The 19,852-nt window shown below is 74.2% G+C and carries 24 protein-coding genes; 6 read left to right on the top strand and 18 right to left on the bottom strand.

Annotation, left to right across the window (positions count from 1 at the left end; genetic code table 11):
• Positions 1 to 218: 218 nt before the first annotated feature.
• The 5 genes from ACIRRS_RS02135 to ACIRRS_RS02115 all read right to left on the bottom strand — a co-directional run bounded on the left by ACIRRS_RS02135 (position 219) and on the right by ACIRRS_RS02115 (position 4,001).
• Positions 219 to 962 carry an anti-sigma factor domain-containing protein gene (locus tag ACIRRS_RS02135; RefSeq protein ID WP_402963518.1) on the bottom strand — a complete coding sequence of 248 codons (744 nt, stop codon included), beginning with the start codon at positions 960 to 962 and terminating at the stop codon, positions 219 to 221.
• On the bottom strand, positions 959 to 1,543 hold the full coding sequence (locus ACIRRS_RS02130; protein ID WP_402963515.1) for a sigma-70 family RNA polymerase sigma factor: 585 nt from the start codon (positions 1,541 to 1,543) through the stop codon (positions 959 to 961). Before ACIRRS_RS02130 ends, ACIRRS_RS02135 begins: the two co-directional genes overlap by 4 nt.
• Positions 1,544 to 1,786: 243 nt before the next feature.
• Positions 1,787 to 2,131 (bottom strand): hypothetical protein, encoded by a 345-nt coding sequence (locus tag ACIRRS_RS02125; protein WP_402963512.1) that lies wholly within the window; start codon positions 2,129 to 2,131, stop codon positions 1,787 to 1,789.
• 93 nt (positions 2,132 to 2,224) lie between these two features.
• On the bottom strand, positions 2,225 to 3,601 hold the full coding sequence (locus ACIRRS_RS02120; protein ID WP_402963509.1) for a DUF4331 domain-containing protein: 1,377 nt from the start codon (positions 3,599 to 3,601) through the stop codon (positions 2,225 to 2,227).
• Between the two features lie 88 nt (positions 3,602 to 3,689).
• Complete coding sequence (locus ACIRRS_RS02115) at positions 3,690 to 4,001, bottom strand: hypothetical protein (protein ID WP_402963506.1); 312 nt, start codon at positions 3,999 to 4,001, stop codon at positions 3,690 to 3,692.
• Between the two features lie 421 nt (positions 4,002 to 4,422).
• Between ACIRRS_RS02115 and tatA the strand changes: the two genes are divergently transcribed.
• From tatA to ACIRRS_RS02100, 3 genes are all read left to right on the top strand, one after another.
• A complete protein-coding gene (gene tatA / locus ACIRRS_RS02110; protein ID WP_402963503.1) occupies positions 4,423 to 4,692 on the top strand; it encodes a Sec-independent protein translocase subunit TatA in 270 nt (89 codons plus the stop codon).
• Positions 4,693 to 4,752: 60 nt separating this feature from the next.
• Positions 4,753 to 5,610 (top strand): twin-arginine translocase subunit TatC, encoded by an 858-nt coding sequence (tatC, locus tag ACIRRS_RS02105; protein WP_402963500.1) that lies wholly within the window; start codon positions 4,753 to 4,755, stop codon positions 5,608 to 5,610.
• 85 nt (positions 5,611 to 5,695) lie between these two features.
• On the top strand, positions 5,696 to 6,058 hold the full coding sequence (locus ACIRRS_RS02100) for a hypothetical protein (protein ID WP_402963497.1): 363 nt from the start codon (positions 5,696 to 5,698) through the stop codon (positions 6,056 to 6,058).
• 102 nt (positions 6,059 to 6,160) lie between these two features.
• Here ACIRRS_RS02100 and sigK read toward each other — a convergent pair whose 3' ends face one another.
• The 12 genes from sigK to ACIRRS_RS02040 all read right to left on the bottom strand — a co-directional run bounded on the left by sigK (position 6,161) and on the right by ACIRRS_RS02040 (position 16,345).
• Positions 6,161 to 6,742 (bottom strand): ECF RNA polymerase sigma factor SigK, encoded by a 582-nt coding sequence (gene sigK / locus ACIRRS_RS02095; protein ID WP_402963494.1) that lies wholly within the window; start codon positions 6,740 to 6,742, stop codon positions 6,161 to 6,163.
• Positions 6,743 to 6,923: 181 nt separating this feature from the next.
• Positions 6,924 to 7,112: a hypothetical protein gene (locus ACIRRS_RS02090; RefSeq protein WP_402963491.1), complete on the bottom strand. Its 189-nt coding sequence runs from the start codon at positions 7,110 to 7,112 to the stop codon at positions 6,924 to 6,926.
• 287 nt (positions 7,113 to 7,399) lie between these two features.
• Positions 7,400 to 7,771 (bottom strand): cupredoxin domain-containing protein, encoded by a 372-nt coding sequence (locus tag ACIRRS_RS02085; protein ID WP_402963488.1) that lies wholly within the window; start codon positions 7,769 to 7,771, stop codon positions 7,400 to 7,402.
• Between the two features lie 86 nt (positions 7,772 to 7,857).
• Positions 7,858 to 8,667: a ferritin-like domain-containing protein gene (locus ACIRRS_RS02080; RefSeq protein ID WP_402963485.1), complete on the bottom strand. Its 810-nt coding sequence runs from the start codon at positions 8,665 to 8,667 to the stop codon at positions 7,858 to 7,860.
• Complete coding sequence (locus ACIRRS_RS02075) at positions 8,664 to 9,470, bottom strand: ferritin-like domain-containing protein (RefSeq protein WP_402963482.1); 807 nt, start codon at positions 9,468 to 9,470, stop codon at positions 8,664 to 8,666. Before ACIRRS_RS02075 ends, ACIRRS_RS02080 begins: the two co-directional genes overlap by 4 nt.
• Positions 9,471 to 9,732: 262 nt before the next feature.
• Positions 9,733 to 10,446, bottom strand: coding sequence for an alpha/beta fold hydrolase (locus ACIRRS_RS02070; protein ID WP_402963479.1), 714 nt, complete (start codon positions 10,444 to 10,446; stop codon positions 9,733 to 9,735).
• Positions 10,443 to 11,237, bottom strand: coding sequence for a DUF1295 domain-containing protein (locus ACIRRS_RS02065; RefSeq protein WP_402963476.1), 795 nt, complete (start codon positions 11,235 to 11,237; stop codon positions 10,443 to 10,445). The genes ACIRRS_RS02070 and ACIRRS_RS02065 overlap by 4 nt, the downstream gene beginning before the upstream one ends.
• Positions 11,234 to 12,535: a class I SAM-dependent methyltransferase gene (locus ACIRRS_RS02060; protein WP_402963473.1), complete on the bottom strand. Its 1,302-nt coding sequence runs from the start codon at positions 12,533 to 12,535 to the stop codon at positions 11,234 to 11,236. Before ACIRRS_RS02060 ends, ACIRRS_RS02065 begins: the two co-directional genes overlap by 4 nt.
• Positions 12,532 to 13,296, bottom strand: coding sequence for a DUF1365 domain-containing protein (locus tag ACIRRS_RS02055; protein ID WP_402963470.1), 765 nt, complete (start codon positions 13,294 to 13,296; stop codon positions 12,532 to 12,534). The genes ACIRRS_RS02060 and ACIRRS_RS02055 overlap by 4 nt, the downstream gene beginning before the upstream one ends.
• Positions 13,293 to 14,555 carry an NAD(P)/FAD-dependent oxidoreductase gene (locus tag ACIRRS_RS02050; RefSeq protein ID WP_402963560.1) on the bottom strand — a complete coding sequence of 421 codons (1,263 nt, stop codon included), beginning with the start codon at positions 14,553 to 14,555 and terminating at the stop codon, positions 13,293 to 13,295. The genes ACIRRS_RS02055 and ACIRRS_RS02050 overlap by 4 nt, the downstream gene beginning before the upstream one ends.
• Positions 14,556 to 14,841: 286 nt before the next feature.
• Positions 14,842 to 15,234 carry a hypothetical protein gene (locus ACIRRS_RS02045; RefSeq protein ID WP_402963467.1) on the bottom strand — a complete coding sequence of 131 codons (393 nt, stop codon included), beginning with the start codon at positions 15,232 to 15,234 and terminating at the stop codon, positions 14,842 to 14,844.
• Positions 15,235 to 15,349: 115 nt separating this feature from the next.
• On the bottom strand, positions 15,350 to 16,345 hold the full coding sequence (locus ACIRRS_RS02040; protein ID WP_402963464.1) for an LD-carboxypeptidase: 996 nt from the start codon (positions 16,343 to 16,345) through the stop codon (positions 15,350 to 15,352).
• Positions 16,346 to 16,603: 258 nt separating this feature from the next.
• Here ACIRRS_RS02040 and ACIRRS_RS02035 point away from each other — a divergent pair, with 258 nt between their 5' ends.
• The gene (locus ACIRRS_RS02035) at positions 16,604 to 17,221 is read left to right on the top strand and encodes a hypothetical protein (protein WP_402963461.1); all 618 of its coding nucleotides are present in this window, start codon (positions 16,604 to 16,606) and stop codon (positions 17,219 to 17,221) included.
• A gap of 51 nt (positions 17,222 to 17,272) precedes the next feature.
• Here the strand turns inward: ACIRRS_RS02035 and ACIRRS_RS02030 are convergent, their stop codons facing one another.
• Positions 17,273 to 17,629, bottom strand: a complete 357-nt coding sequence (locus tag ACIRRS_RS02030) for a PRC-barrel domain-containing protein (protein ID WP_402963458.1) — start codon at positions 17,627 to 17,629, stop codon at positions 17,273 to 17,275.
• Between the two features lie 121 nt (positions 17,630 to 17,750).
• Here ACIRRS_RS02030 and ACIRRS_RS02025 point away from each other — a divergent pair, with 121 nt between their 5' ends.
• Together ACIRRS_RS02025 and ACIRRS_RS02020 are read left to right on the top strand one after the other, a co-directional pair.
• A complete protein-coding gene (locus tag ACIRRS_RS02025) occupies positions 17,751 to 18,527 on the top strand; it encodes a class I SAM-dependent methyltransferase (RefSeq protein ID WP_402963455.1) in 777 nt (258 codons plus the stop codon).
• A 125-nt stretch (positions 18,528 to 18,652) separates the two neighbouring features.
• On the top strand, positions 18,653 to 19,843 hold the full coding sequence (locus ACIRRS_RS02020) for an alpha/beta hydrolase family protein (protein WP_402963452.1): 1,191 nt from the start codon (positions 18,653 to 18,655) through the stop codon (positions 19,841 to 19,843).
• Positions 19,844 to 19,852 lie beyond the last annotated feature (9 nt).

Here is a 19,852-nt window from a genome sequence, read left to right as displayed (position 1 = left end):
CGGGGGGGGGGGGGGGGGGCCGGGGGGGGGGGGGCCCCCGGGGGGGGGGGCCGGCGGGGGGGGGCCGGGGGGCGGCGGGGGGGGCGCCCCCCCCCCGGGGCCCCCCCCCCCCACGGCCGTCCACGACAGGTCGACAGCCGCGTCGCGTGACCGGCTTCGGCCAGAGGCCGGAGGGATGCGCCGGCCCGCCGACGGGGGAACCGGCCGGGCCGGTCCGGTCAGGTGAAGGACAGGAGCAGGACCGGCGCCGTGGTGGGGTGCGCGGAGCCGCCCGCCGGTTCGAGGGTGACGCCGATGCCGCTGGCCCTCTCCAGCGGCCCGGTCAGCAGGAGGACCCCGTCGCCGGAGGGCAGCAGCCCGGCCGGGCGCATCGTTCCCGCGTCGTTGAACCACAGCTCGTACGTGGTGCCGGCGGCGGGCGCCGGCAGGCCGGAGGCCAGGAAGCCGGCCTGGGACCGGCTGTTCGACCACACCACCGTGCCCACGCCGCCGCCTCCGGTGGCGGTACCAGTGGCGGTGCGGGCGTCGGGCGCCGCGAGCAAGGCGGCGAAACGGTCCTGTTGCTGCTGGAGCACGGCAGCGCGCTCGCGGGCCTGCCCGGCCTGTTGGTGCTGCTGCACGGCCACGGCGCCCGCACCGACGGCGAGCGCCAGGCAAGCCGCGAGGCCGAGGCTCCGCCGGCCCCTGGCGAGACGGCCGGGACGGCGCACCGGTTCCGGGGCGGTGCGCGGGGCCTCCTGGCGCAGCGTGGGTAGTGCGGCCATCACCCGGGCCTTCAGGGCCGGCGGGGGGAGGACGGCCTGGGCGGCGCCGAGCCGGGCGAGGGTGGCGGCGAACTCGGCGACCTCCTGCGCGCAGGCCGGGCAGTTGGCCAGGTGGCGTTCGAACTCGGCGCTCTCGTCGGGGTCGAGGGCGTGGGCGGCGTAGGCGCCGGTGAGGGTGTGCAGGTCGGCGGCGCTCATGCTCCTACCCCCAGGCAGTCGCGCAGGCGGATGAGTCCGTCGCGCATACGGGTCTTGACGGTGCCCAGCGGGGCGCCGAGGACCTCGGCGACCTGGGGGTAGGTGTAGCCGCGGTAGTAGGCCAGCGTCAACGCCTCGCGCTGGAGGTCGGTGAGCGTGCGCATGCAGCGGCGTACCTGTTCGCGCTCCAGCCGGCCCTCGACCTGCTCGGCGACCTCGTCGAACTCGGGGGTGCGGGCGGCGGCCGCGGCGCGCTGGTCACGATCGGCGGCGGCCTGCGCGGAGCGCACCCGGTCGACGGCTCGGCGGTGGGCGATGGTGAGCACCCACGGCATCACTTCGCCGCGTTCGGCGCGGTACCGGGCGGCGGTGCGCCAGACCTCCAGCAGCACTTCCTGGGCGACCTCCTCGGACTGGGCGGGGTCGCGCAGCACCCGGCGAACCAGGCCGAGCACCGGGCCCGCGACCGTTTCGTACAGACGGGAGAAGGCGTCCTGGTCTCCGCGGGCGACCCTGGCGAGGAGCTCTTTGAGGTCCGGGCCCGGCCGCACGGGGCCGGACAGGTGGACGACGGCGCTCATCCGCCCGCTCCCCGGAGGCGGCGGGCGGGCGGCGGGCCCCACGGACGGACGGCGGGCATCACGGGTCTCCCCACGACATGGCCGGAAACGGGGGACCGGCCAGGTGAACAAAACTGCTGGCATGTGGCCTTCGAGGCAGGTGGGCCGCCGGATTGGCCCGCGCCGGCGCCAGTTTCCCGGGCCGCGCCGTGCGGCGGCCACCACAGGCCCGCGCCACCGCGGCGCGACCGGGGCAGGATGGTGCTATGACCAGTGGTGTTCGGTGACTCCGCCGCCGCGGACGGTGCAGGTGGTGTCCGGGCTCTGCGGGGTGCGCCAGATCGTGTAGTCGCCCTCGGGGAGGGGCGAGATGACGGCGCAGTGGGTGGTGTGCGCCACGAGGTGGCGCGGGCGGACGGCGGCGTGGGTGCGGGTGGTGTCGTCGCCGACGGGGCTGACTTCGATCTCCAGACCGTCGTCGGCCGGACCGGTGTAGATGATCAGGGCGCCGAGGGTGCCGCCGATCTCCAGGACGACGCTGCCTTCGCGGGAGGGGGCGGGCAGCGGCGCGTGGACGTGCGGATGGGGATGGGTGTGCTGCTGGGTCATGGGCCGGCTCTCGCTCGTCGCTGCGGACTGTCGGTTGTCGCGGGTGTGCCGGGGTGCGGGTGGTCGTTCACTCGAACCCCGGCACGGAGCACGTCAGTTGGACGGGTTGTGGTAGCCGTCGTACGGGACGCCCAGGTAGGGGAAGGCGTCCAGGTAGGGGTTCGTGACGTCGGCGGGGGTGAGGCCGTCGGTGATGGCGCTGGTGGCGGCGTCGGGGGTGAAGGAGGGGTCGACCAGCGGCAGGGTGAGGCCCGCGACGGCGCGCAGTTCGACGGTGACGACGTCGTCGAAGACCCGGCGGCCGTTGGGGAAGCCGGCCGCGTCCCCGGCCACCAGGCCCAGGATGTTGGGCTTGGTGGCCGGGGGAACGGCGACGTTGAGACGCAGCATGTCGGCCTGGGTATCGCCGGTGTAGTTCTGGAAGCCGGGGACGACGCCGTTCGGGATGCCGGTGAGGAGGATGGCGAGCAGGTCGGCGCGGGGCTTGGTGTAGGCGGCGAGGCTGGGGAAGACGCCCGGGTAGAGCGCGGGAAGGAGCCTGGCCAGCTCGGGCGTGGCGACGTACTGGGCGAAGTTCTTGTCGTCGGCCGGGGGTTGGGAGTTCCAGAGGTCCTTCTTCCCCATGGGGACGATGACCTCGTTGAACAGGGGGTTGCCCAGGCGGGAGACCTGGACGAAGGGCCCGGACTCGGTGTCGTGCCCGGTCGTGTTGATGATGCGGGCCTGGCGGCGGGAGGCGGTCGTCCACACGCCGATGGTGGCGTGCGGGTCCGTGACGTCTCCGGGCTTGCGTCCGCCCCAGGTCAGGTCGGTGATCGGGACCTGGAGGGCGATGCTGTGGACGTTGAGCGCTTTGGTGGTGTTCACGCCCGGGGCGCCTTGGCTGAAGGCGGGCATGACGTGGAGTTGCTGGAACGGGCGCAGGGTCCCGAGGTCGAAGACGGCGCCGAGGTCGACGTAGAAGCCTTCGGCGCGCTGCCCGGCGAAGACCTTGCGGCCGCCGTCGAGCTGGTGCACCGCGGAGTTGGCGAGGGAGGTGTAGTCGGGGGTGGAGAGCGGGCCGATGTTGCACGGCGGACAGGCCAGGTGCTCGCCGAGGACGCGGCGGCGCTCGCCGGCTTCGACGCGGGTGACGGTGTAGGTCTGGCGGCGGTTCCAGTTCGGGTCGTCGAGGGAGGTGATCGGCCCGGTGTTGTAGAGGAACGAGTCGGGGTTGCGGACCTGGACCTGGAAGCGGAACTCGTAGGTGACGTCGGGGCGGCCGTCGTTGTCGTTGTCGATGTGGACGGCGTAGAGGACGTCGTCGCCGAACTCGTAGAAGTTGGGGCCGCCGGCCGGGCCCTGGAGCGGGATGTAGTTGGCGATGAGGGTGACGGTGTCGCAGTCGTCGGGGCTGACGAAGGCGTAGACGTCGGTGCTGTCGGCGACCGGGTCCTTGGAGATCTCGGGGGCTTCGCGGTGGGAGGACATGTGAACCTCACGGGGGTGTGTGCGGGCAGGGAGGAGTGGCCGGCCGGCTCCTGGCCGCCGCCGGGAGCCGGCCGGTGCTGTGGGCGGGTCAGGCGAGGGCGCGGGCCAGGGCTGTGGCCAACTGCGGGTCCTGGATGCGCTGGTGGCGCTCGCCGCTGTACAGGTCGAGGTGGCCGGAGCGGATGTCGCGGACGTGCACGATCATCGGCTCGTCGTGGTCGGGCACCGGTGCGCCGGGCGTTTCACCGACCGGTTCGTTCTCGGTGGCGACGGCCGGTCCGGTGGCGGTGACCAGCGTCGCGGCCAGGCCGGCGGCACCGACCGCGGCCGCTTGGCGCATGAGGCGGCGTCGGGACAGGCCGTCGGGCGGTGTGTCGGCTGAGGGGGTGTCCGGGGACATGAATTCTCCTTCACATCGGTGTGGAGTGAACAGGCGGGCCGCCGGCTCGGCCTGATTGCCGTCCGCGACGGTGGACGATCCCGCCCGGCGATGCGCGCAGGCGGGAAAGGCGATTGAAGGTGACGGCCGTGGCCCCAGGCGCCGGGCGGTCACCGGAAGTGAAGTGCCGGCGCGATGCCCGGGTCAAGGCGCCGCGCAACCGCTCGCGAGCGTTCTTCACCTGGTCGGCTCAGCTGCGCCGCAGCTCAACGGCCACGCGCTCACCCGAGCGGGTGAAAAGGGAAGTTGAGTCCGGCCGGACCCATCTTCCGCCCGGCGGAGCACGAAGACCGTGCGACAGGACGCTCCCGCCCCCTCCCAGGAACCGGCGGGCGTCGCCGAGCGGCTACCGGCCGTGCACGAAGGATCTGAGGTGCCCGGAATGTTCCAGACTCGCGGGTGGGAAATCGTCATCATCGGCCTGGTCGTCCTCGTGCTGTTCGGAGCCAAACGGCTCCCGGACTCGGCACGGGCGCTGGGCAAGTCGTTGCGCATCCTCAAAGCCGAGACGAACGCCCTGAAGAGCGAGGGCGCGCAGCCGGGCGAAGGGTCCGCCGCGTCCGGTCCGAGGGGCGAGGCGGCCGTACTGGAGGGCGGCGTCGTCGAGCCGGGGCCCGCACCTGTCGGCGAGTCGTCGCGTTCCGCGCGCTGAGCCCGCTCTCCTGGACGCGGAAGGGTCAGCGTGAAAGCCCGAGGAACTCCCGGCCGGCCGGTGGACAACCCCCACGGTGCCGTCATGCCGCTGCGCGGCCATCTGCGGGAGCTGCGCTCCCGGTTGACGAAGGTGGCTCTGTCCCTGCTGGCGGGTTCGGCGGTCGGATGGGCCGTCCACGAGCGGGTCGTGGACGCCCTGACGGGCCCCGCCTGCCGGATCACCCACGTGCACGGCGTCGGCGCCGCCACCCCGGCCTGTCCGAACGGACTGCTCGTCCTGCAAGGCGCACTGAGCCCGCTCAGCTTCTCCTTCAAGGTCGCGCTCGTCGTCGGCGTGCTGACGGCCAGCCCCGTCTGGTCCTACCAGGTGTGGGCGTTCATCGCACCGGGCCTGTACCGCCGCGAGCGCCGCTACGGCCTCGGGTTCGCGGCGGCGGCCGTACCGCTGTTCACCGCCGGCGCGGCCCTGGCCTACGCGGTCTTCCCGAAGACGATCGAGCTGCTGGCCTCCTTCACGCCGTCCTCGTTCGGCCTGGTCCTGCCCGGGGACGAGTTCCTGGACTTCTTCCTGCGGATGGTCGTCGTCTTCGGCCTGTCCTTCCAGTTCCCGCTGCTGCTGGTCGTCCTCAACCTGGTCGGCATCGTCAACGCCGCCCGGCTGCGCGGCTGGTGGCGGATCATCATCTTCCTGATCTTCGTGTTCGCCGCCGTCGTCGTGCCCACCGGCGACCCGCTGACGATGCTGGTCCTGGCCGTCCCGATCTGCCTGCTCTTCCTCGCGGCCCTCGGCATCTGCTCCCTGCACGACCGCCGCAAGGCCCGTCGGCCCGACGCACTCCTGCCCGACGACGAGGCGTCGGCCCCGCCCACCGCCCAGCCGGTCGAGGCGAGCGAACTCGCCGACGCCGTCCGGTGATCACACCACCGCCGGGGGCCGAACCGTTCAACCCGCCGATCCGGCGCATCCGCCGCACCAGCCTTCGACGTCAAGGGGCGTTCACGTGCTCGACCTGAGCCTGGTCAAGATCGCTGTCCTCATGGCGCTGGCCGTCATCATCTTCGGGCCGGAGAAGGTCCCCGCACTGATCGCCGACGCCATGCGGCTGCTGCGCAACCTCCAGGCGTTCGCCCGCACCGGCACCGACGAGCTCAAGCAGAGCCTGGGCCCGGAGTTCGCCGACCTGCGCCCCCAGGACCTCCACCCCAAGGCCCTGGTGGCCCGCGCCCTCACCGCCGCCGCCCCGGAACTGTCCGGCCTCGGCGACGAGATCCGCGAGAGCGTGCAGCCGCTCCAGGAGCAGCTGCGCCACGACCTCGCCGCCGACCCGCCCGCTCCCGGCCCTGTGGCTTCCAAGAACCTCTGACCATGCCGACCGCAGGGGAGCGAGGCCGGGAGCAGAGGTCGACCTCGTGCCTGCTCGGCTTGCTGTCGATCCCCTGCCCCCCGACACCGGGGTGGTGGAGGTTCACGTGCCGTCCTGCATGCACTTGCGCAGGCGCAGCAGTGCGTCGCGCACGCGGGACTTCGCGGTGCCGAGCGGGAGGTTGAGCCGGTCGGCGAGCTCCTGGCCGGACAGGCCCTGGTAGTAGACCAGGTCGACGGCCTGGCGCTGGAGGTCGGTGAGGGCTTGCAGGCAGTCGCGGACCTGTTCGTGCCGAAGCCGGTGCTCGACCTGTTCGCTGACGTGGTCGAAGTCCGGTGCGTGGTCGAGCAGGAGGGCCCGCAGGTCCCGCTCCGTCGCGGCGCGCGCGGTGCGCACGCGGTCCACGGCGCGCCGATGTGCCACCGTCGCGATCCAGGCCATGGCGCTGCCCCGGGCCGGTTCGAAGCGGTGGGCCTTGTCCCAGATCTCCAGCAGCACCTCCTGCACGACCTCCTGGGTCTGGGCGCGGTCGCGCACCACCCGCAGGACGATCAGGAACAGGGCGGCACTCACGGTGTCGTGGAGCAGGTTGAAGGCGCTCTCGTCGCCGTGGCCGACACGGAGGACCAGATCCTCGACGGCGGCTTCCGTGCGCGCGGGCTCCGGGGGATGGGGAAAGGTCACTGATCGCTCACGCGGTGGGCCGGGCCTCGTGCTGCCGGGCTGCGTCGCGGACACGGGCCGTGGGCCGACGCCCGTCGACGGGCACAGAACGGGACCGGGCAGATGGGAGGGCGGGAAGAGCGGGCGGGCGCCGGGCAGGGGCGCGACGGCCCGCCCGGGGCTTTCCGGGCCGGGTCGGTGGTCAGCCCGCGCCGCTGCCACGGCCGGCCGAGCGGGCCGCGATGACGGACAGGGCCACGATCGCGATGCCCTGCGCGACGGCTGCGGTGACCTTGTCGTCGGACCAGATGGGCTCGTACATGTCCGGGAGCGGGCCGATGGCGCCGACGTCCGTGTAGCGGTGGACGAGCAGTGCGGTCAGGCCCGCCACGGCGACGCCCAGGGCGAAGAGGTCGCCCGGCCGTCTGCGCCAGGCCAGGACCAGGAGCGCGGCCAGGGCCGCTGCGGCGGCCGAGCCGCGGAACAGGTCGCCTTCGCTGATCGTGGCCCGGACGGCGTCGTACTGGCCGGCCAGGCGGGCGTGAACGGCGGCGTCGAGAGCGAGCCCGGCTGCCGCGGCCAGGCGAAGGGCGCCGCGCCACAGGTTCCGGGGACAGGTGCGGGTGAGCTGGGTGGAGGGAATACGGGCCTCCGTACGAGGGGATGCTCTGCTGCCGGTCAGCTGACGGTGAGGGCGGCGTGCATGTACTGGTGGATGGTGCAGATGTACGGGTAGGTGCCGGCCTTCCCTGGTGCGGTGAAGGACGCCGTCCCTCCTCCGCCGACGGCCTTGGTGTCGAAGGACTTGTCGTCGGCGGTGACGGTGTGGGCGGTGGAGTCCTCGTTCACGACGGTGATGCTCTGCCCCGGGTGGACGGTGAGTTCGGCCGGCTGGAACCGGAAGTCCTTGATGGTGATCCGGGCCCCGGAGGGGGTCGGGCCGGAGGAGCCGGTCGAGGCCGGGGAACCGGAGGGGCTCGACGAGCAGGCGCCGAGCGTGAGGGCCAGCAGGGCCGCGCTCAGGGCGGCGCGCAGGCGTACGGGGGTCACGGGTGCACTTCCGTTCCGGGAACAGTGGGGAGGTGCGTGCCCGGGCTCGGGGGTGTCGCCCGGGCACGCACCGGTCTGGGCTCTGCTCAGACGGTGAGCAGGGTGGGGCCGGCGGCCTTGTCGGCGGGCAGGAAGTCGTCGGGGACGGGGTACTGGCCCAGCACGAAGTTGAGGATCGCGGCGTGCATCGCCTCCACGGGGGCGATGGTGGCGGCGGTGGCGATGCCGGCGGGGCTGGTCACGTTGTAGGTCGCGAACAGGTACGTCTGCGCCGCCTGCTCCTCCAGCATCAGGGCGAGCTTGGCGACGTCGCCCACGCTGGCGGCCTTGCCGAGCGCGGCCACCGTGTCGGCCTGGTTGGACAGCGGCACATCCGTGATGGCGGGCTTGCCGGCGCCGGTGAGGACGGCGTTCCACGCCTTGGCGTGGTCGGTGTGCTGGGCCATCGCGGTGGTGACGAAGGTGGCCACCGCCGGGGGGACGGTGCCGAGCTTGCCGTTCTTGGCGGCGTCGAGGGCCGTCCGGTAGGCGCCCACGGCCTGGTTCTCCAGGGCGGTGGCGAGCGCGACGACCAACAGGTCCCCGGTGTACTGCCCGGACGCCGCGCCCGAGGCGGGCATCGAGGCGCTGCCGGACGCGCTCGGGGAACTGGAGGACTTGCTGCTGGAGCAGGCCGCCAGGGTGAGCGCGACCGCCGCGCCGCCGGCGCCGAGCAGGAAGCGGCGCCGCCCCGTGTCGCGCGGACCGCCGTCCCCGCGGGCACGCAGTTCCTCGCCCAGGTCGGCGGCCGCCGCGCGCATGGCGGGCAGCGTCGCCCGGTGCGCCTCGTCCATCTCCTTGGTGAGGCGGGAGAGTTCGCCCTCGCTGATCTGAAGATCCCAGTCGTGCGCGTTCACTTGACGGCTCCTTCGCTGATCGGGGAGGCGTTGTCGGTCCTGTAGAAGGCGTCGGGGAAGCCGACGCTGCCGGCCGCGGCGGGCAGCTTGGCCGGGTCGACCGGGATGGTGATCAGGTCGGCGGCGTTGCCGGCGAGCAGCGCCTGCACGGCCAGCAGGGTGGCGCGGTGCTGGGCCTCGACCGGGGCGACGGAGGCGAAGAGCTTGCGCAGCTGGGCGTCGGAGACCTGGGAGACGTTCCTGGTGTACGTCTGGGCGGCCACGTCCTCCAGGGTGATGGCGAGCTTCACCACGTCGGCCGGGCCCTTGATGGTCGGCAGCGCCTGGTCGACGACGGCCTTGTACTTCGGGTCCGGGTTGTTCTGCGCCTGGCCGCCGGCCTGGGTGGCGGCGGCGTTGAACGCCTGGGCGTGGGCCTGGTGCTGCTGGGTGGTCTTGGCGATGAACGCGGCGACCGTCTTGTTGCCGTCCTTGATGAACGGCAGCCCGGCGGCGGTCCGGTAGACCGACACGGCCAGGTTCTCGATCGACGCGGCGGTCTGCAGCGCCAGGATGTCGTCGGCCATCGAGCCGGACGGCGAGGGGCTGTCGGCGTACGCCCGGGTGCCGCCGAGGAGCAAGGCCATCCCGGCGGCTCCGGCGAGCAGGCCGCCGCGCTGCCACCAGCGGCGCCGGCCGGGTGTGACCGCCTGCCCGAAGTCGGTCAGCGCGCCGTTGGTGATCCGCAACGCGTCGCTGTTCAGGTCCTCGGACTGCTCGGTGAGTTCTGCGAGCAGCCGGGTGTCGATGCGCTCTGAAGGCATCATGCTCCCGTCTCGGGCCGGAGCCCGCCGGTTCGCGGGCTCGTACGTGATGCCTTCGGTGCTGCCGGGTGGCCGGCTTGCCCAACGGGCGGGGAAACCCGTGGATTCACCCGCGAGGGTGACGGCAGGTCGGTACGCGGTGCCGTGATGGACGGCACTCGCAGCAGACGTCCACCCGGACGGCCCGACCTGGGCTCGCCCCGCAGCCCCCGGGGGCCCGGCGGCGGCCTGGGTCGGGCCGAGGGGGCTGCGGGCGGAGGTCCTACGTTCCCTGGCGGCGGGCGGTGGGCGCCGGATTCGCGCTCCGGGTCAGGATCGCGGCGGTGCAGTCGGTGGCGAGCCGGTGCCAGTGGCGGGCGCCGCGGAGCATGGCGTGCCCGCCGGTGGGCATCGCCACGAACCGGACGTCGGCTCCGGCGGCGGCCGCCCGGTCGGCGAACTCCCGTGTCTGCCGCGCGGAGGTGACGCGGTCCGCTTCGTCGTGCAGGAGCACCACGGCCTTGCCGTACAGGTGGGCGACGGTGTCGCCGGGCGGGCACCAGGGAGCCAGCGCGACGACCCCGCGCACCGCGTCGTGGCGGGCGGCGGTCAGGGCCGCACGAGCGCCCATCGAGTGCCCGAGCAGGACCACCGGCACGCCGGGCGCGAGTTCGGCGAGCGCGTCGAGGGCCTGGGCCGCGTCGCGGGCGGGATCGGCGCGGTGGCCGTTCCATCCGCGGAAGCGGTAGCGGACCTGCGCGAGCAGCACGCCGCCTCCCCAGCTGCGGCGCGCGATCTCGGAGGCGAAGAACCGCATGCGCAGTTCGGGCAGGCTCAACCGGGGCACCGGTCGGAGGCTGTCGGCGCGGCCTCCGTGCAGCACCAGCACCGCGGCGGCGGGCCGCTCGGGCAGCCGCCGCACCTGGAGCCGCCCCGTGCCGGCCTCGCCGGACGGAGCAGCAGCGGGGCGACGGGGCGATCGACGGGCCGGGCTCATCGGCGCGGTGGGCGCGGCAGGAAGCCGCTGGTGCGGGCGACGTACGCGTCCCACCCCGGCTTGCTGGAGCCGAGCCCGCGTTCCAGCAGGGGTTTGCCGCTGCCGAAGGCCAGCAGGTAGGTCATCAGGACCGGGCTGAGGACGAACGCCCACCCGACCGGGGCGTCGGCGGCGAGCAGGAACAGGCCCCACCAGACGCAGGCGTCGCCGAAGTAGTTGGGGTGCCGCGTCCAGGCCCACAGTCCGCGGTCCATGACCTTGCCGCGATTGGCGGGATCGGCCTTGAACCGGGACAGCTGCCAGTCCCCGACCGCTTCGAAGAACATCCCCGTCGCCCACAGGGCGAGCGCGAGGACGGCGAGCGGGCCCGGCGGGCGGTCGAGGTACTCGGCGGCCTGGACCGGCAGGGAGACGAACCAGACGATCGCCGCTTGCAGCAGGTAGACCATGCGCAGGGCGTAGGCGTCGCGTCGCCCGGGCGGCGCCTTGGCGAGCATCCGGTCGTAGCGCGGGTCCTCGCCGTGCCCGCGCGCACGCGACCGGATGTGGGCCGACAGGCGCAGCCCCCACACCGTGACCAGTACGGCGGCCAGCAGGCGCCGCGCCGGGTCGCCGTGCCCGGCGGAGAGGGCGTAGCCGGTCCAGGCGACGGCCGTGAAGGCGAGGCCCCAGGCGACGTCGACGCCGCGGTGGCGCCCGGTGCGCACCCCGATCACGAAGGCGGCCAGCAGCACGACCAGGGCGGCCCCGGCGGTGGCGGCGAGGTTGACGGCGAAGGCGGCGGCGTTCACGAGGGCCGCTCCTCACGGGGCTCCGGGCGGGTCAGGAGGATCTGCTGGACGTCGAGGTAGCCGGTGCGGAAACCGGCCTCGGAGTAGGCCAGGTACAGCTCCCACATGCGCCGGAACACCTGGTCGAAGCCGAGGGCGTCGACCTCCTCGGCGCGTTCGGTGAAGCGTTCGCGCCACAGCCGCAGCGTTTCGGCGTAGTGCGGGCCGAAGGATTCGCAGCCGGCCACGCGCAGGCTCGTGTGGCGGGTGGTGGTGTGGCGGATCGCCTCGACGGAGGGGATCTGACCGCCCGGGAAGACGTACTTGAGAATCCAGGTGTAGGTGCCGCTGCTGGCCAGCATCCGCTCGTGCGGCATGGTGATCGCCTGGAGCGCGGCCCGCCCGCCGGGGGCGAGGAGGTGGTCGATGGCGGCGAAGTAGACGGGCCAGAAGGGCCGGCCGACCGCTTCGATCATCTCCACGCTCACCACCGCGTCGAACTCGCCGTCGACGGCGCGGTAGTCGCACAGCCGCACCTCCACCCGGTCGGCGAGGCCGGCTGCCGCGATCCGGCGCCGGGCGAGGGAGAGCTGTTCCTCGGAGAGGGTGAGGCTGACCACCCGTGCGCCGCGGGAAGCGGCGCGGATCGCGAGTTCGCCCCAGCCGGTGCCGATCTCCAGCACCCTGCTGCCCGCGCCGACGCCGGCCAGGTCCAGGAGGCGGTCGATCTTGCGGTGCTGCGCAGCCGGGAAGGCCTTCCGGGAGGCGAGGGGCGCGCCGCTCGGGGCCGTGGGGAAGATCGCCGAGGAGTAGGACAGCGTGGGGTCGAGGAAGAGCGCGAACAGCTCGTTCGAGAGGTCGTAGTGCCGGTGGATGTTCGCGCGGGCGTTGTCCGGGGTGCCGAGTTCGGCGGCGGGCGGGCGCTTGACGTACAGGCGGCGCAGCCACTGCGCCCCGGTGGGCACCAGCGTCCCGGGGGCGGTGGCGAGTTCGGTGAGCAGTGCGACGAGGTCGGGTGAGTCCCAGTCGCCGGCCTGGTAGGACTCGCCGAAGCCGATCAGCCCGCTCTCCCCGATCCGGTGGAAGAACGCGCCCGGCCGGTGCAGGCGCAGCACCGGTGCCCCGGCGGGTGCGGGGACGAGCAGGCGGGTGCCGGGCAGTTCGACGCGAAGGCCCCGGCGCCGGGCGATGCGGCCGAGCAGCCGCCGTGCCACCGCGGCGCGGGCCGGGACGTGCGGGACCCGGGCCACGTCGGGCCAGTGCCGGGCGTCGACCCCCGTGGGCGGGGCGGGGGCGAGGGAGCAGGCCGGGAGGGTCATGGGGCGGAGTCCTTCGTCGGGGCGTCGTGGTCGGGGCGGGGGTGGACCGGCAGGCCGCGCAACCACAGCCCGATGCCCCGGAGGCGGATGTGGGTGCTGACCGCCCACGTGGAGAAGGGGTGCCGTGCCGCGGCCCGCAGCAGGCGCCCGGCTGTCGCCGGGTGGCGGGTGCCGCGCAGGGTGGCGGTGAAGGCGCTCCGGCCGTCGCGTTCCAGACGGACGGTCAGGGCCAGGCGCTCGCCCGGCTCCGGCAGGACCATCCGGTAGCGGCCGTCGACGGGGAAGAACGGCGAGACGTAGAACTCCTTCGCCGCCTCGGCCCGACCGCGTCCGTCGGGGCGCAGCAGGTAGCGGTGCCGGTCGCCGTAGGTGTTGGAGACCTCGGCGACCGTGCAGACCGGGCGGCCGGTGCGGTCGTGGCACCAGTACACGGTCAGCGGGTTGAAGGCGTACCCGAGCGAACGGGCGTGGGCGAGCATCAGCACCCGTCCGCCGGCCAGGTCGACGCCCTCGCCGAACAGGTAGCGGCGGATCTCCTCACGCGGCGACAGGCCCCGTACGCCGGAGGGGAAGGAGGCCAGCCACCGCAGTGGCCACGGCAGGGCCGGCAGGCGGTCCAGGTCGACCAGCCACAGGTAGGTGCGGTGCGTGAAGGCGTTGCGCACCGGGGCGGTGCGCACGTGGGCGATCCGGCACTCGTACAGCACCGCTCCCCAAGGTCCCGGCAGGACGGCCGCCGGGGCGGGCCGGCCGGCGGTCATGGTGCGCTCACCCCGAGCAGGGCGTCGGCCGCGTCCAGGCCCGAGCGGCAGCCGTCCTCGTGGAACCCCCAGCCGTGGTAGGCGCCGGCGAACGCCGTCCGCCCGGTCGTCAGCTCCGGCAGCCGGGCCTGGGCGGCGGTGCTCTCCGCGGTGTAGATCGGATGCTCGTACACGGTGCGGGACACGACGTGCTCGGCCGCCACCGGGCGGTCCGGGTCCTCGTTCAGGGTCACCAGGTAGTCCTCGGCCGTGTCGAGACCGAGCAGGCGGTTGAGGTGGTAGCTGACCCGCACGCCCTGCGCACCGCCTCCGCAGTGAGCCATCCGGTAGTTCCACGAGGCGCGGGCCCGAGGGGCGGCGGGAAGGAGGGAGGCGTCGCGGTGGAGCACGGTGGGGTTGCGCGAGTAGCGGAACGCCCCCAGCACCTCGCGCTCCGCCCGGGTGGCGTCGGCCAGCAGGGCGAGCGCCTGGTCGGCGTGGGTGGCGATCACCACCGCGTCGGCGTCGAGGGTGCGGCCGTCCCCGGTGGTCACCGTGACGCCGTCGGCGTGGCGGCGCACGGCACGTACGGCGGCGCCCCGGTGCACGGTCTCGAGTTGCCCGGCGATCTTCGCCACGTACGTCTGCGAGCCGCCCGTCACGGTCCGCCAGCGCGGCGACCCCGTGACCGACAGCAGGCCGTGGTTGGCCAGGAACGTGAACAGGTAGCGCGCCGGGTAGTCCCCGGCGACGTCCGGCGCGCAGGACCAGACCGCGGCGACCAGTGGAGTCGTGAAGTGGCTCGTGAAGTAGGGCGAGAAGCCGCCGGCCGCCAGGAAGCCGCGCAGCGTCGGCTCACCCGCTCCCGGGTCGGCCAGCAGCGCCCGGGCCCGGCGGTGGAAGCGGGGCACCTCGCCCAGCATCCGCAGGTAGCTCCCCCGGGCGAGCGAGCCCGGCCGCGCGACCAGCCCGCCGGGGCCGCGTGCTCCCGCGTACTCCAGGCCGCACCCGTCGCACCGTACCGACATGCTCATGTCGCTCTCCCGGGTGGCGACCCCCAGCTCCCGGAACAGGGAGACCAGGTGCGGGTACGTCCGCTCGTTGTGCACCAGGAACCCGGTGTCCAGCTCCACCGTCCGCCCGTCGCCGCCCACGGCCCGCTGGGTGTGGGCGTGTCCGCCGAGCCGCTCGTCGGCCTCGAACAGCACCACCGCGCGCCCCGCACGGTGCAGCCGGTACGCGGCCGTCAGACCCGACACCCCCGCGCCGACCACGGCCACGGTTCCCCCGCCCGCGCCCTCGGGGCGCGGCGCGGGCACCGCCGCCCGCAGCGAATCCACCGCAAACACCGTCGTGCCTCCCTCCCGGCCGGCCCGCCTCGGGGCCCGTCACCGCTGTGCACCACTGCTTCGGAGCGAGCGGGGGGAGGGGATTGCTCCGAACGTGACGGCAGTGCGGGTGGCGCCGGGGCCGGACGGTGCGGACGGCGCGGCGTAGGCGCGTCGGGAACCGATCGGCGAGGACACGCTCAGGATGCCCGGGGCGCGCCGCGCCCCGGGCACGGTGTCACTGGTCGGTGTAGCCGAGGTCGCCCACCGTCCAGCTGCTGACGTCGGCGATGGCGATGCGGTACATGCCTCCGGTGTGCGGCAGGGCGTAGCTGCCCTGCAGGATGCGGGCGAGGTGAAGGTGCAGGTGCGTCGGTCGGGCGGGGGGCGGGGTGTCGCCGCCGGAGTCGTCGGCGAGGTGGGCGGCGGGGGCCGAGAACAGCGCGGCGAAGGGCTTCAGGTGGTCGGAGGCCGTGAGGACCTCGGCGATCCGCTCGTGCCACAGGCTCTCGGGGGCCAGGCGTCCGGTGATGACCGCGCCCGGTACGACGACTGTCAGGGGCATCTGGTTGCTGTGCTCGGACTCGACCGTCGCGGCGATCTCGACGAGCAGCGCATCAGGGTTCGACATGCCCCCAGAGGATAGTTCCGGTCGTGGCCGGCGTGCACGGCGGTGCTCGAACGGACTCCGTCCGCAGGGACCACGGGCCACCCCGGCCGCGCGGGTCGGGGTGGCCCGCCGGGGGTCAGGCGACCGCGGGGGTGAGCAGGGTGAGGGTGCGGGCGGTGGCGTCCGCTTCGGCCCGTACGCCCAGGGGCAGCGGGAGGTTGGGGCCGGCGTGGCCGATGTCCAGCCCGGCGAGGACGGGCAGGTCGCGGCCGCCGAGCACGTCCAGGACCACCTCGCGCAGCGAGGGCCCGGAGCCGCCGCCGACCCCGTGCGGGGTGCCGACCAGCATCGCGGCGATCCGGTCCAGGACGCCGGACAGCCGCAGCGTGTGCAGGTCCCTCCAGACCGCGGACAGCGGCCGGTCGACCTCCTCCCAGAAGAGCACCGCGCCGTCGAAGGACCGCGAGGGGAGGGCGTACGGGGTGGCCTGGAGGGAGACGAGCCGGTTGAGCAGGCCGCCGATCAGCGGGCCGCCGGCCCGGCCGGCGCGCCAGCACTCCCAGGGGGAGAGCGCCGGCAGCGCGCCGGGCGGGGCGGGCACGGTGAGCACCCGCGTGTAGGCCTCGCGCAGGGCCCGGTGGGAGGCGTCCCGCTCGGGCCCGCCCGCGAAGCGCTCGTCCCACAGGCCGAGCCCGTAGGTGACCATGTCGGCGTGGACGCCGACCAGCCCGGTGCGCGCGTGCAGGGCCAGCAGCAGCTGGGAGACGTCGCTGCAGCCCAGGACCGGCTTCGGGTCGGCGCGTACGGCGTCCAGGTCCAGCAGGTCCAGCCAGCCCGTCACCGCCTCCCCGCCGGTGTGCGCGACGACCGCCCGCACCTCGGGGTCGCGCAGCAGCGCGTTGAACTCCGCCGCCTGCTCCTCGGGCCGGGCCGCGGCCCACCAGTGCGGGCGCCCCCCGGTGACCGAGGGGCACACCCGCACCCGGAAGCCGAGCTCCACCAGGACGGCCGTGCCCCGGTCCAGAAGGTGCCGGTCGGCGCCGTCCAGCGGACCGGACGGCGCGGCGACCGCCACCAGGTCGCCGGGGCGCAGGGCGCGCGGACGGAGCAGGGCGGTGGGCTCGGTGGGCATGCGGTGACCCCGGGTTTCACGGATGGCCGGACCGGCCGGTCCGGACGGGTGGGACGCCCGGGCGACCGCACCGGCCGGGCAGGGTAGGACCGCAGTCTCACGGGCCCCCGGCACGGCGGCAACCGGTTTTTCGCGCCCGGAGCGGGGCCGCCCCGGCGCGTCGTACCGCCCCCGCCCCTTGCCCGACAGGGGCGAGGCGGCGACCCTGGGGAAGGGAAGTCGCTACGGGGGGATGCGATGAAACGCTTTGCCGGGGCTGTGAGTTCAGCGGCCTTGCTGATCGCGCTGGTGGCCTGCGGGCCCTTCGGCGACGACGGGCCGCCGCGTCACCGGGTGGCCCTGCCGGAGCCGGCGCCGGCCTCCGCGCAGTGGATCGTGGACACGGTGAACCGGGAGGCGAAGACGCCCGGGAAGTGCCCGCGCCCGACGCTCGCCACGCTGGCGGTGCTGGACGACGACGGGCACTCCCGGGGGCTCGCCTTCTGGCTGGTGGACGACGTCGACGTCTGCTGGGCGAACCTGGGCAACCCGTGGGACCAGATCTCGTACGGACCGATCGGGGACCTGACCGGGCAGGTGGACCTGGTGTCCAACGGGGTGCTCGGGCCGGAGCAGTACGTCTTCACCGCGTTCCCCGGGCGGCACACGAGCATCACCGTGGGCGGCGACACCGCCCACGTCCCCGCCCCGCCGGCGCTCCGCGCGGTCGACCTCGGCGGGGGCACGTTCGTGACCTTCGTCGAGTTCCGCCTCCTGACGCCGACCCACGGGGAGAACCTCGGGGTGTCCCTGTGCCCCGTCTCCGGGAGCTGCCAGTACCTGCACGCCCGGGCCGGCGAGTTCCCCGGCCTGCCCGCGTCGGCTCCGGCCGCGTAGGCCCCGGCCGCGTCGGCGCCGCCCACGTAGGCCCCGCCCGCGTAGGCCCCGTCAGCGCCGGGCCAGGCGGCGCTCCCCGGCGGCGCCGGTCGCGTACTCCAGCTGGTAGTGGGCGAACACCGCCGGCTCGTCCTCGGCGGGCAGCACGTCGTCCGTACCGATGGACGGGGCGTCCTTGACCAGGCCCCTGGGGAAGGCGACCTTCAGGTAGCCCGGCCCGGCGACCGTCCCGTCCAGCGGGACGAACACCAGCCGGCGCCGCGACAGCACACCGACGGTGACCGTCGCGAAGGAGGGCTCGTCGGTGGCGGTGTCCACGTAGACGGACTCCAGCGTGCCGATCTTCTTCCCGTCCTCGTCGACGACGTCGTGCTCCCGCCACTCCCGCAGGTCGGCGATCTCGATCATCCGCGCCTCCGCTCGGCTCCGAAGTCCATCCTGCGCCGTCCCCCGCCGATCCGCACCCGGCCCCGGAACCTGATACAAAACCCGTGGATCACCGTCCGGTCCCTCGCTAGCGTGGTCCCTCATGACCACCCCCACGGACACCCCCGACTGGCAGGCGGCCAACCGCGCCAACTGGGACGAGCGCGTGCCGATCCACACCTCCGGGTCCTTCTACGACCTCCCCGGGTTCGTCGAGGGCCGGGAGAGCCTCCAGGACTTCGAACCCGCCGAGGTCGGCGAAGTCGGCGGCAAGGCGCTGCTGCACCTCCAGTGCCACATCGGGCTGGACACCCTGAGCTGGGCCCGGCGCGGGGCCGCCGTGACCGGCCTCGACTTCTCCGAGCCCGCCGTGGAGGCGGCCCGCGGCCTCGCCGAGCGGATCGGGCAGGCGCAGGCGCGGTTCGTCACCGCCGACGTGTACGAGGCCGTGGAGGCGCTCGACGGGCGGACGTACGACATCGTCTACACCGGCATGGGCGCGCTCTGCTGGCTCCCGGACCTCGACCGGTGGGCGCGGCTGGTGGCCGACCTCCTCGCCCCCGGCGGCTTCCTCTACCTGGCCGAGTTCCACCCCGTCGCCGACCTGCTCACCGAGGACGGCCGCAGCTTCGAGGCCGACTACTTCCACCACGCCCCGATGGTCCTCGACGAGCCCGGCACGTACGCCGACCTGGACGCGCCGATGGCCGCGACCGTGACCGTCCAGTGGCAGCACGGCATCGGCGAGGTCGTCAGCGCCCTGGCCGCCGCCGGGCTGCGCCTGGACTTCCTGCACGAGCACGACCACGGGCACTACCGCCTCCCGGCTGGGCCGCGCGTCCCGCTGGTGTACACGCTGCGGGCGACGAAGGGGGAGTGAGGCCGCGCCTACGACCACGGTCGTAGGCGCCGGCCCGGGCTTCTTGCCACGGACCGATGCGGCGCCCGGCGGGCCTGGGCAGGGTGGAACCTCCGAAGCGCCAACTCCCCGGAGGAACAGCCACCATGACCCCCCGTCGCGCCTTCTCGGCCCTGCTCGCCGTCGGACTCCTGGCCGCCGCCGCGCCCGGGGCCGGCGCCGTCACCGCCCCGCCGGACGGGCGGGTGCGCCTGACCCTGCCCGCGCCGAGCGGCCCGTACCGCATCGGCACCACCACCCTGCACCTGGTCGACGCCGCCCGCCCCGACCCCTGGGCGCCGACGCCCCGCGCCCGCGAGCTCAAGGTCCAGCTCTGGTACCCGGCCACCAGGACGGCCGGCCACCTGGCGGCCCCCTGGCTCAGCCCCGCCGAGGAGGCGCACCTGGAGTCCGACTACTTCGGCATCCCGAACGGCCGCCTCGCCTGGCCCGTCACCGACGGCCACGAGGGCGCGCCCGCCGACCACGGCGTCCGCCACCCGGTCGTCCTCTACTCGCACGGCTCGCGCGCCGACCGCTCCTTCGACACCGCGCTGGTCGAGGAACTGGCCGCCCACGGCTACGTCGTCGCCACCATCGACCACACCTTCGACGCCGGGGAGGTCGAGTTCCCCGACGGCCGCCTCGAAGTCCGCAACACCACGGCCGTGCACGCGATGAGCGACGCGGACGTGGTCGGCGTCCGCGCCGCCGACACCCGCCTCGTCCTGGACCGGCTCGCCGGCCTCGCCACCGGAACCGACCCCGACGCCGAACACCGGCCCGTCCCCTGCGGCCTCGCCGCCGCCCTCGACCTCTCCGCCGTCGGCATGTTCGGCCACTCCATGGGCGGCGCCACCACCCTCCAGGCCATGCACGACGACCCCCGCATCCGCGCCGGCGCCACGCTCGACGGCCCGGTCTTCGGCACCGTCGCCACCGACGGCCTCACCCGCCCCGTCCTCCTGATGAGCTCCGCCTGGGCCAGCCCAGCCCGCGACGCCATGTGGAATACCCTCTGGCCCGAACTCACCGGCTGGCGCCGCCAGTTGAACCTGGAGAACTCCGGCCACCTCTCCTACAGCGACCTCGAACTCCTCATCCCCCAGGGCCAGTCCGTCATCCACTGGCCCGCCGACCAACTCGACCACTTCCTCGGCACCGGCAACGGCCCCCACGCCATCGCCGCCCAACGCGCCTACCTCCTCGCCTACTTCGACCTCCACCTCCGCAACCAGCCGACCACCCTCTTCAACGGCCCGTCCCCGGCCTACCCGGAGATCACCTTCACCCGTTGACCTCCCGTG

This window comes from Kitasatospora sp. NPDC101183, assembly GCF_044767945.1.
Lineage (GTDB): Bacteria > Actinomycetota > Actinomycetes > Streptomycetales > Streptomycetaceae > Kitasatospora.
Note: the sequence above shows the minus strand (reverse complement) of the source record. Positions and strands in the feature narration are given on the sequence as shown.

Coding starts and splice junctions, on each gene's coding strand:
- ACIRRS_RS02135 (WP_402963518.1), bottom strand. CDS start 962: ATGAGCGCCGCCGACCTGCACACCCTCACCGGCGCCTACGCCGCCCAC.
- ACIRRS_RS02130 (WP_402963515.1), bottom strand. CDS start 1,543: ATGAGCGCCGTCGTCCACCTGTCCGGCCCCGTGCGGCCGGGCCCGGAC.
- ACIRRS_RS02125 (WP_402963512.1), bottom strand. CDS start 2,131: ATGACCCAGCAGCACACCCATCCCCATCCGCACGTCCACGCGCCGCTG.
- ACIRRS_RS02120 (WP_402963509.1), bottom strand. CDS start 3,601: ATGTCCTCCCACCGCGAAGCCCCCGAGATCTCCAAGGACCCGGTCGCC.
- ACIRRS_RS02115 (WP_402963506.1), bottom strand. CDS start 4,001: ATGTCCCCGGACACCCCCTCAGCCGACACACCGCCCGACGGCCTGTCC.
- tatA (WP_402963503.1), top strand. CDS start 4,423: ATGTTCCAGACTCGCGGGTGGGAAATCGTCATCATCGGCCTGGTCGTC.
- ACIRRS_RS02075 (WP_402963482.1), bottom strand. CDS start 9,470: ATGCCTTCAGAGCGCATCGACACCCGGCTGCTCGCAGAACTCACCGAG.
- ACIRRS_RS02070 (WP_402963479.1), bottom strand. CDS start 10,446: ATGAGCCCGGCCCGTCGATCGCCCCGTCGCCCCGCTGCTGCTCCGTCC.
- ACIRRS_RS02060 (WP_402963473.1), bottom strand. CDS start 12,535: ATGACCCTCCCGGCCTGCTCCCTCGCCCCCGCCCCGCCCACGGGGGTC.
- ACIRRS_RS02055 (WP_402963470.1), bottom strand. CDS start 13,296: ATGACCGCCGGCCGGCCCGCCCCGGCGGCCGTCCTGCCGGGACCTTGG.
- ACIRRS_RS02045 (WP_402963467.1), bottom strand. CDS start 15,234: ATGTCGAACCCTGATGCGCTGCTCGTCGAGATCGCCGCGACGGTCGAG.
- ACIRRS_RS02040 (WP_402963464.1), bottom strand. CDS start 16,345: ATGCCCACCGAGCCCACCGCCCTGCTCCGTCCGCGCGCCCTGCGCCCC.
- ACIRRS_RS02030 (WP_402963458.1), bottom strand. CDS start 17,629: ATGATCGAGATCGCCGACCTGCGGGAGTGGCGGGAGCACGACGTCGTC.
- ACIRRS_RS02025 (WP_402963455.1), top strand. CDS start 17,751: ATGACCACCCCCACGGACACCCCCGACTGGCAGGCGGCCAACCGCGCC.
- ACIRRS_RS02020 (WP_402963452.1), top strand. CDS start 18,653: ATGACCCCCCGTCGCGCCTTCTCGGCCCTGCTCGCCGTCGGACTCCTG.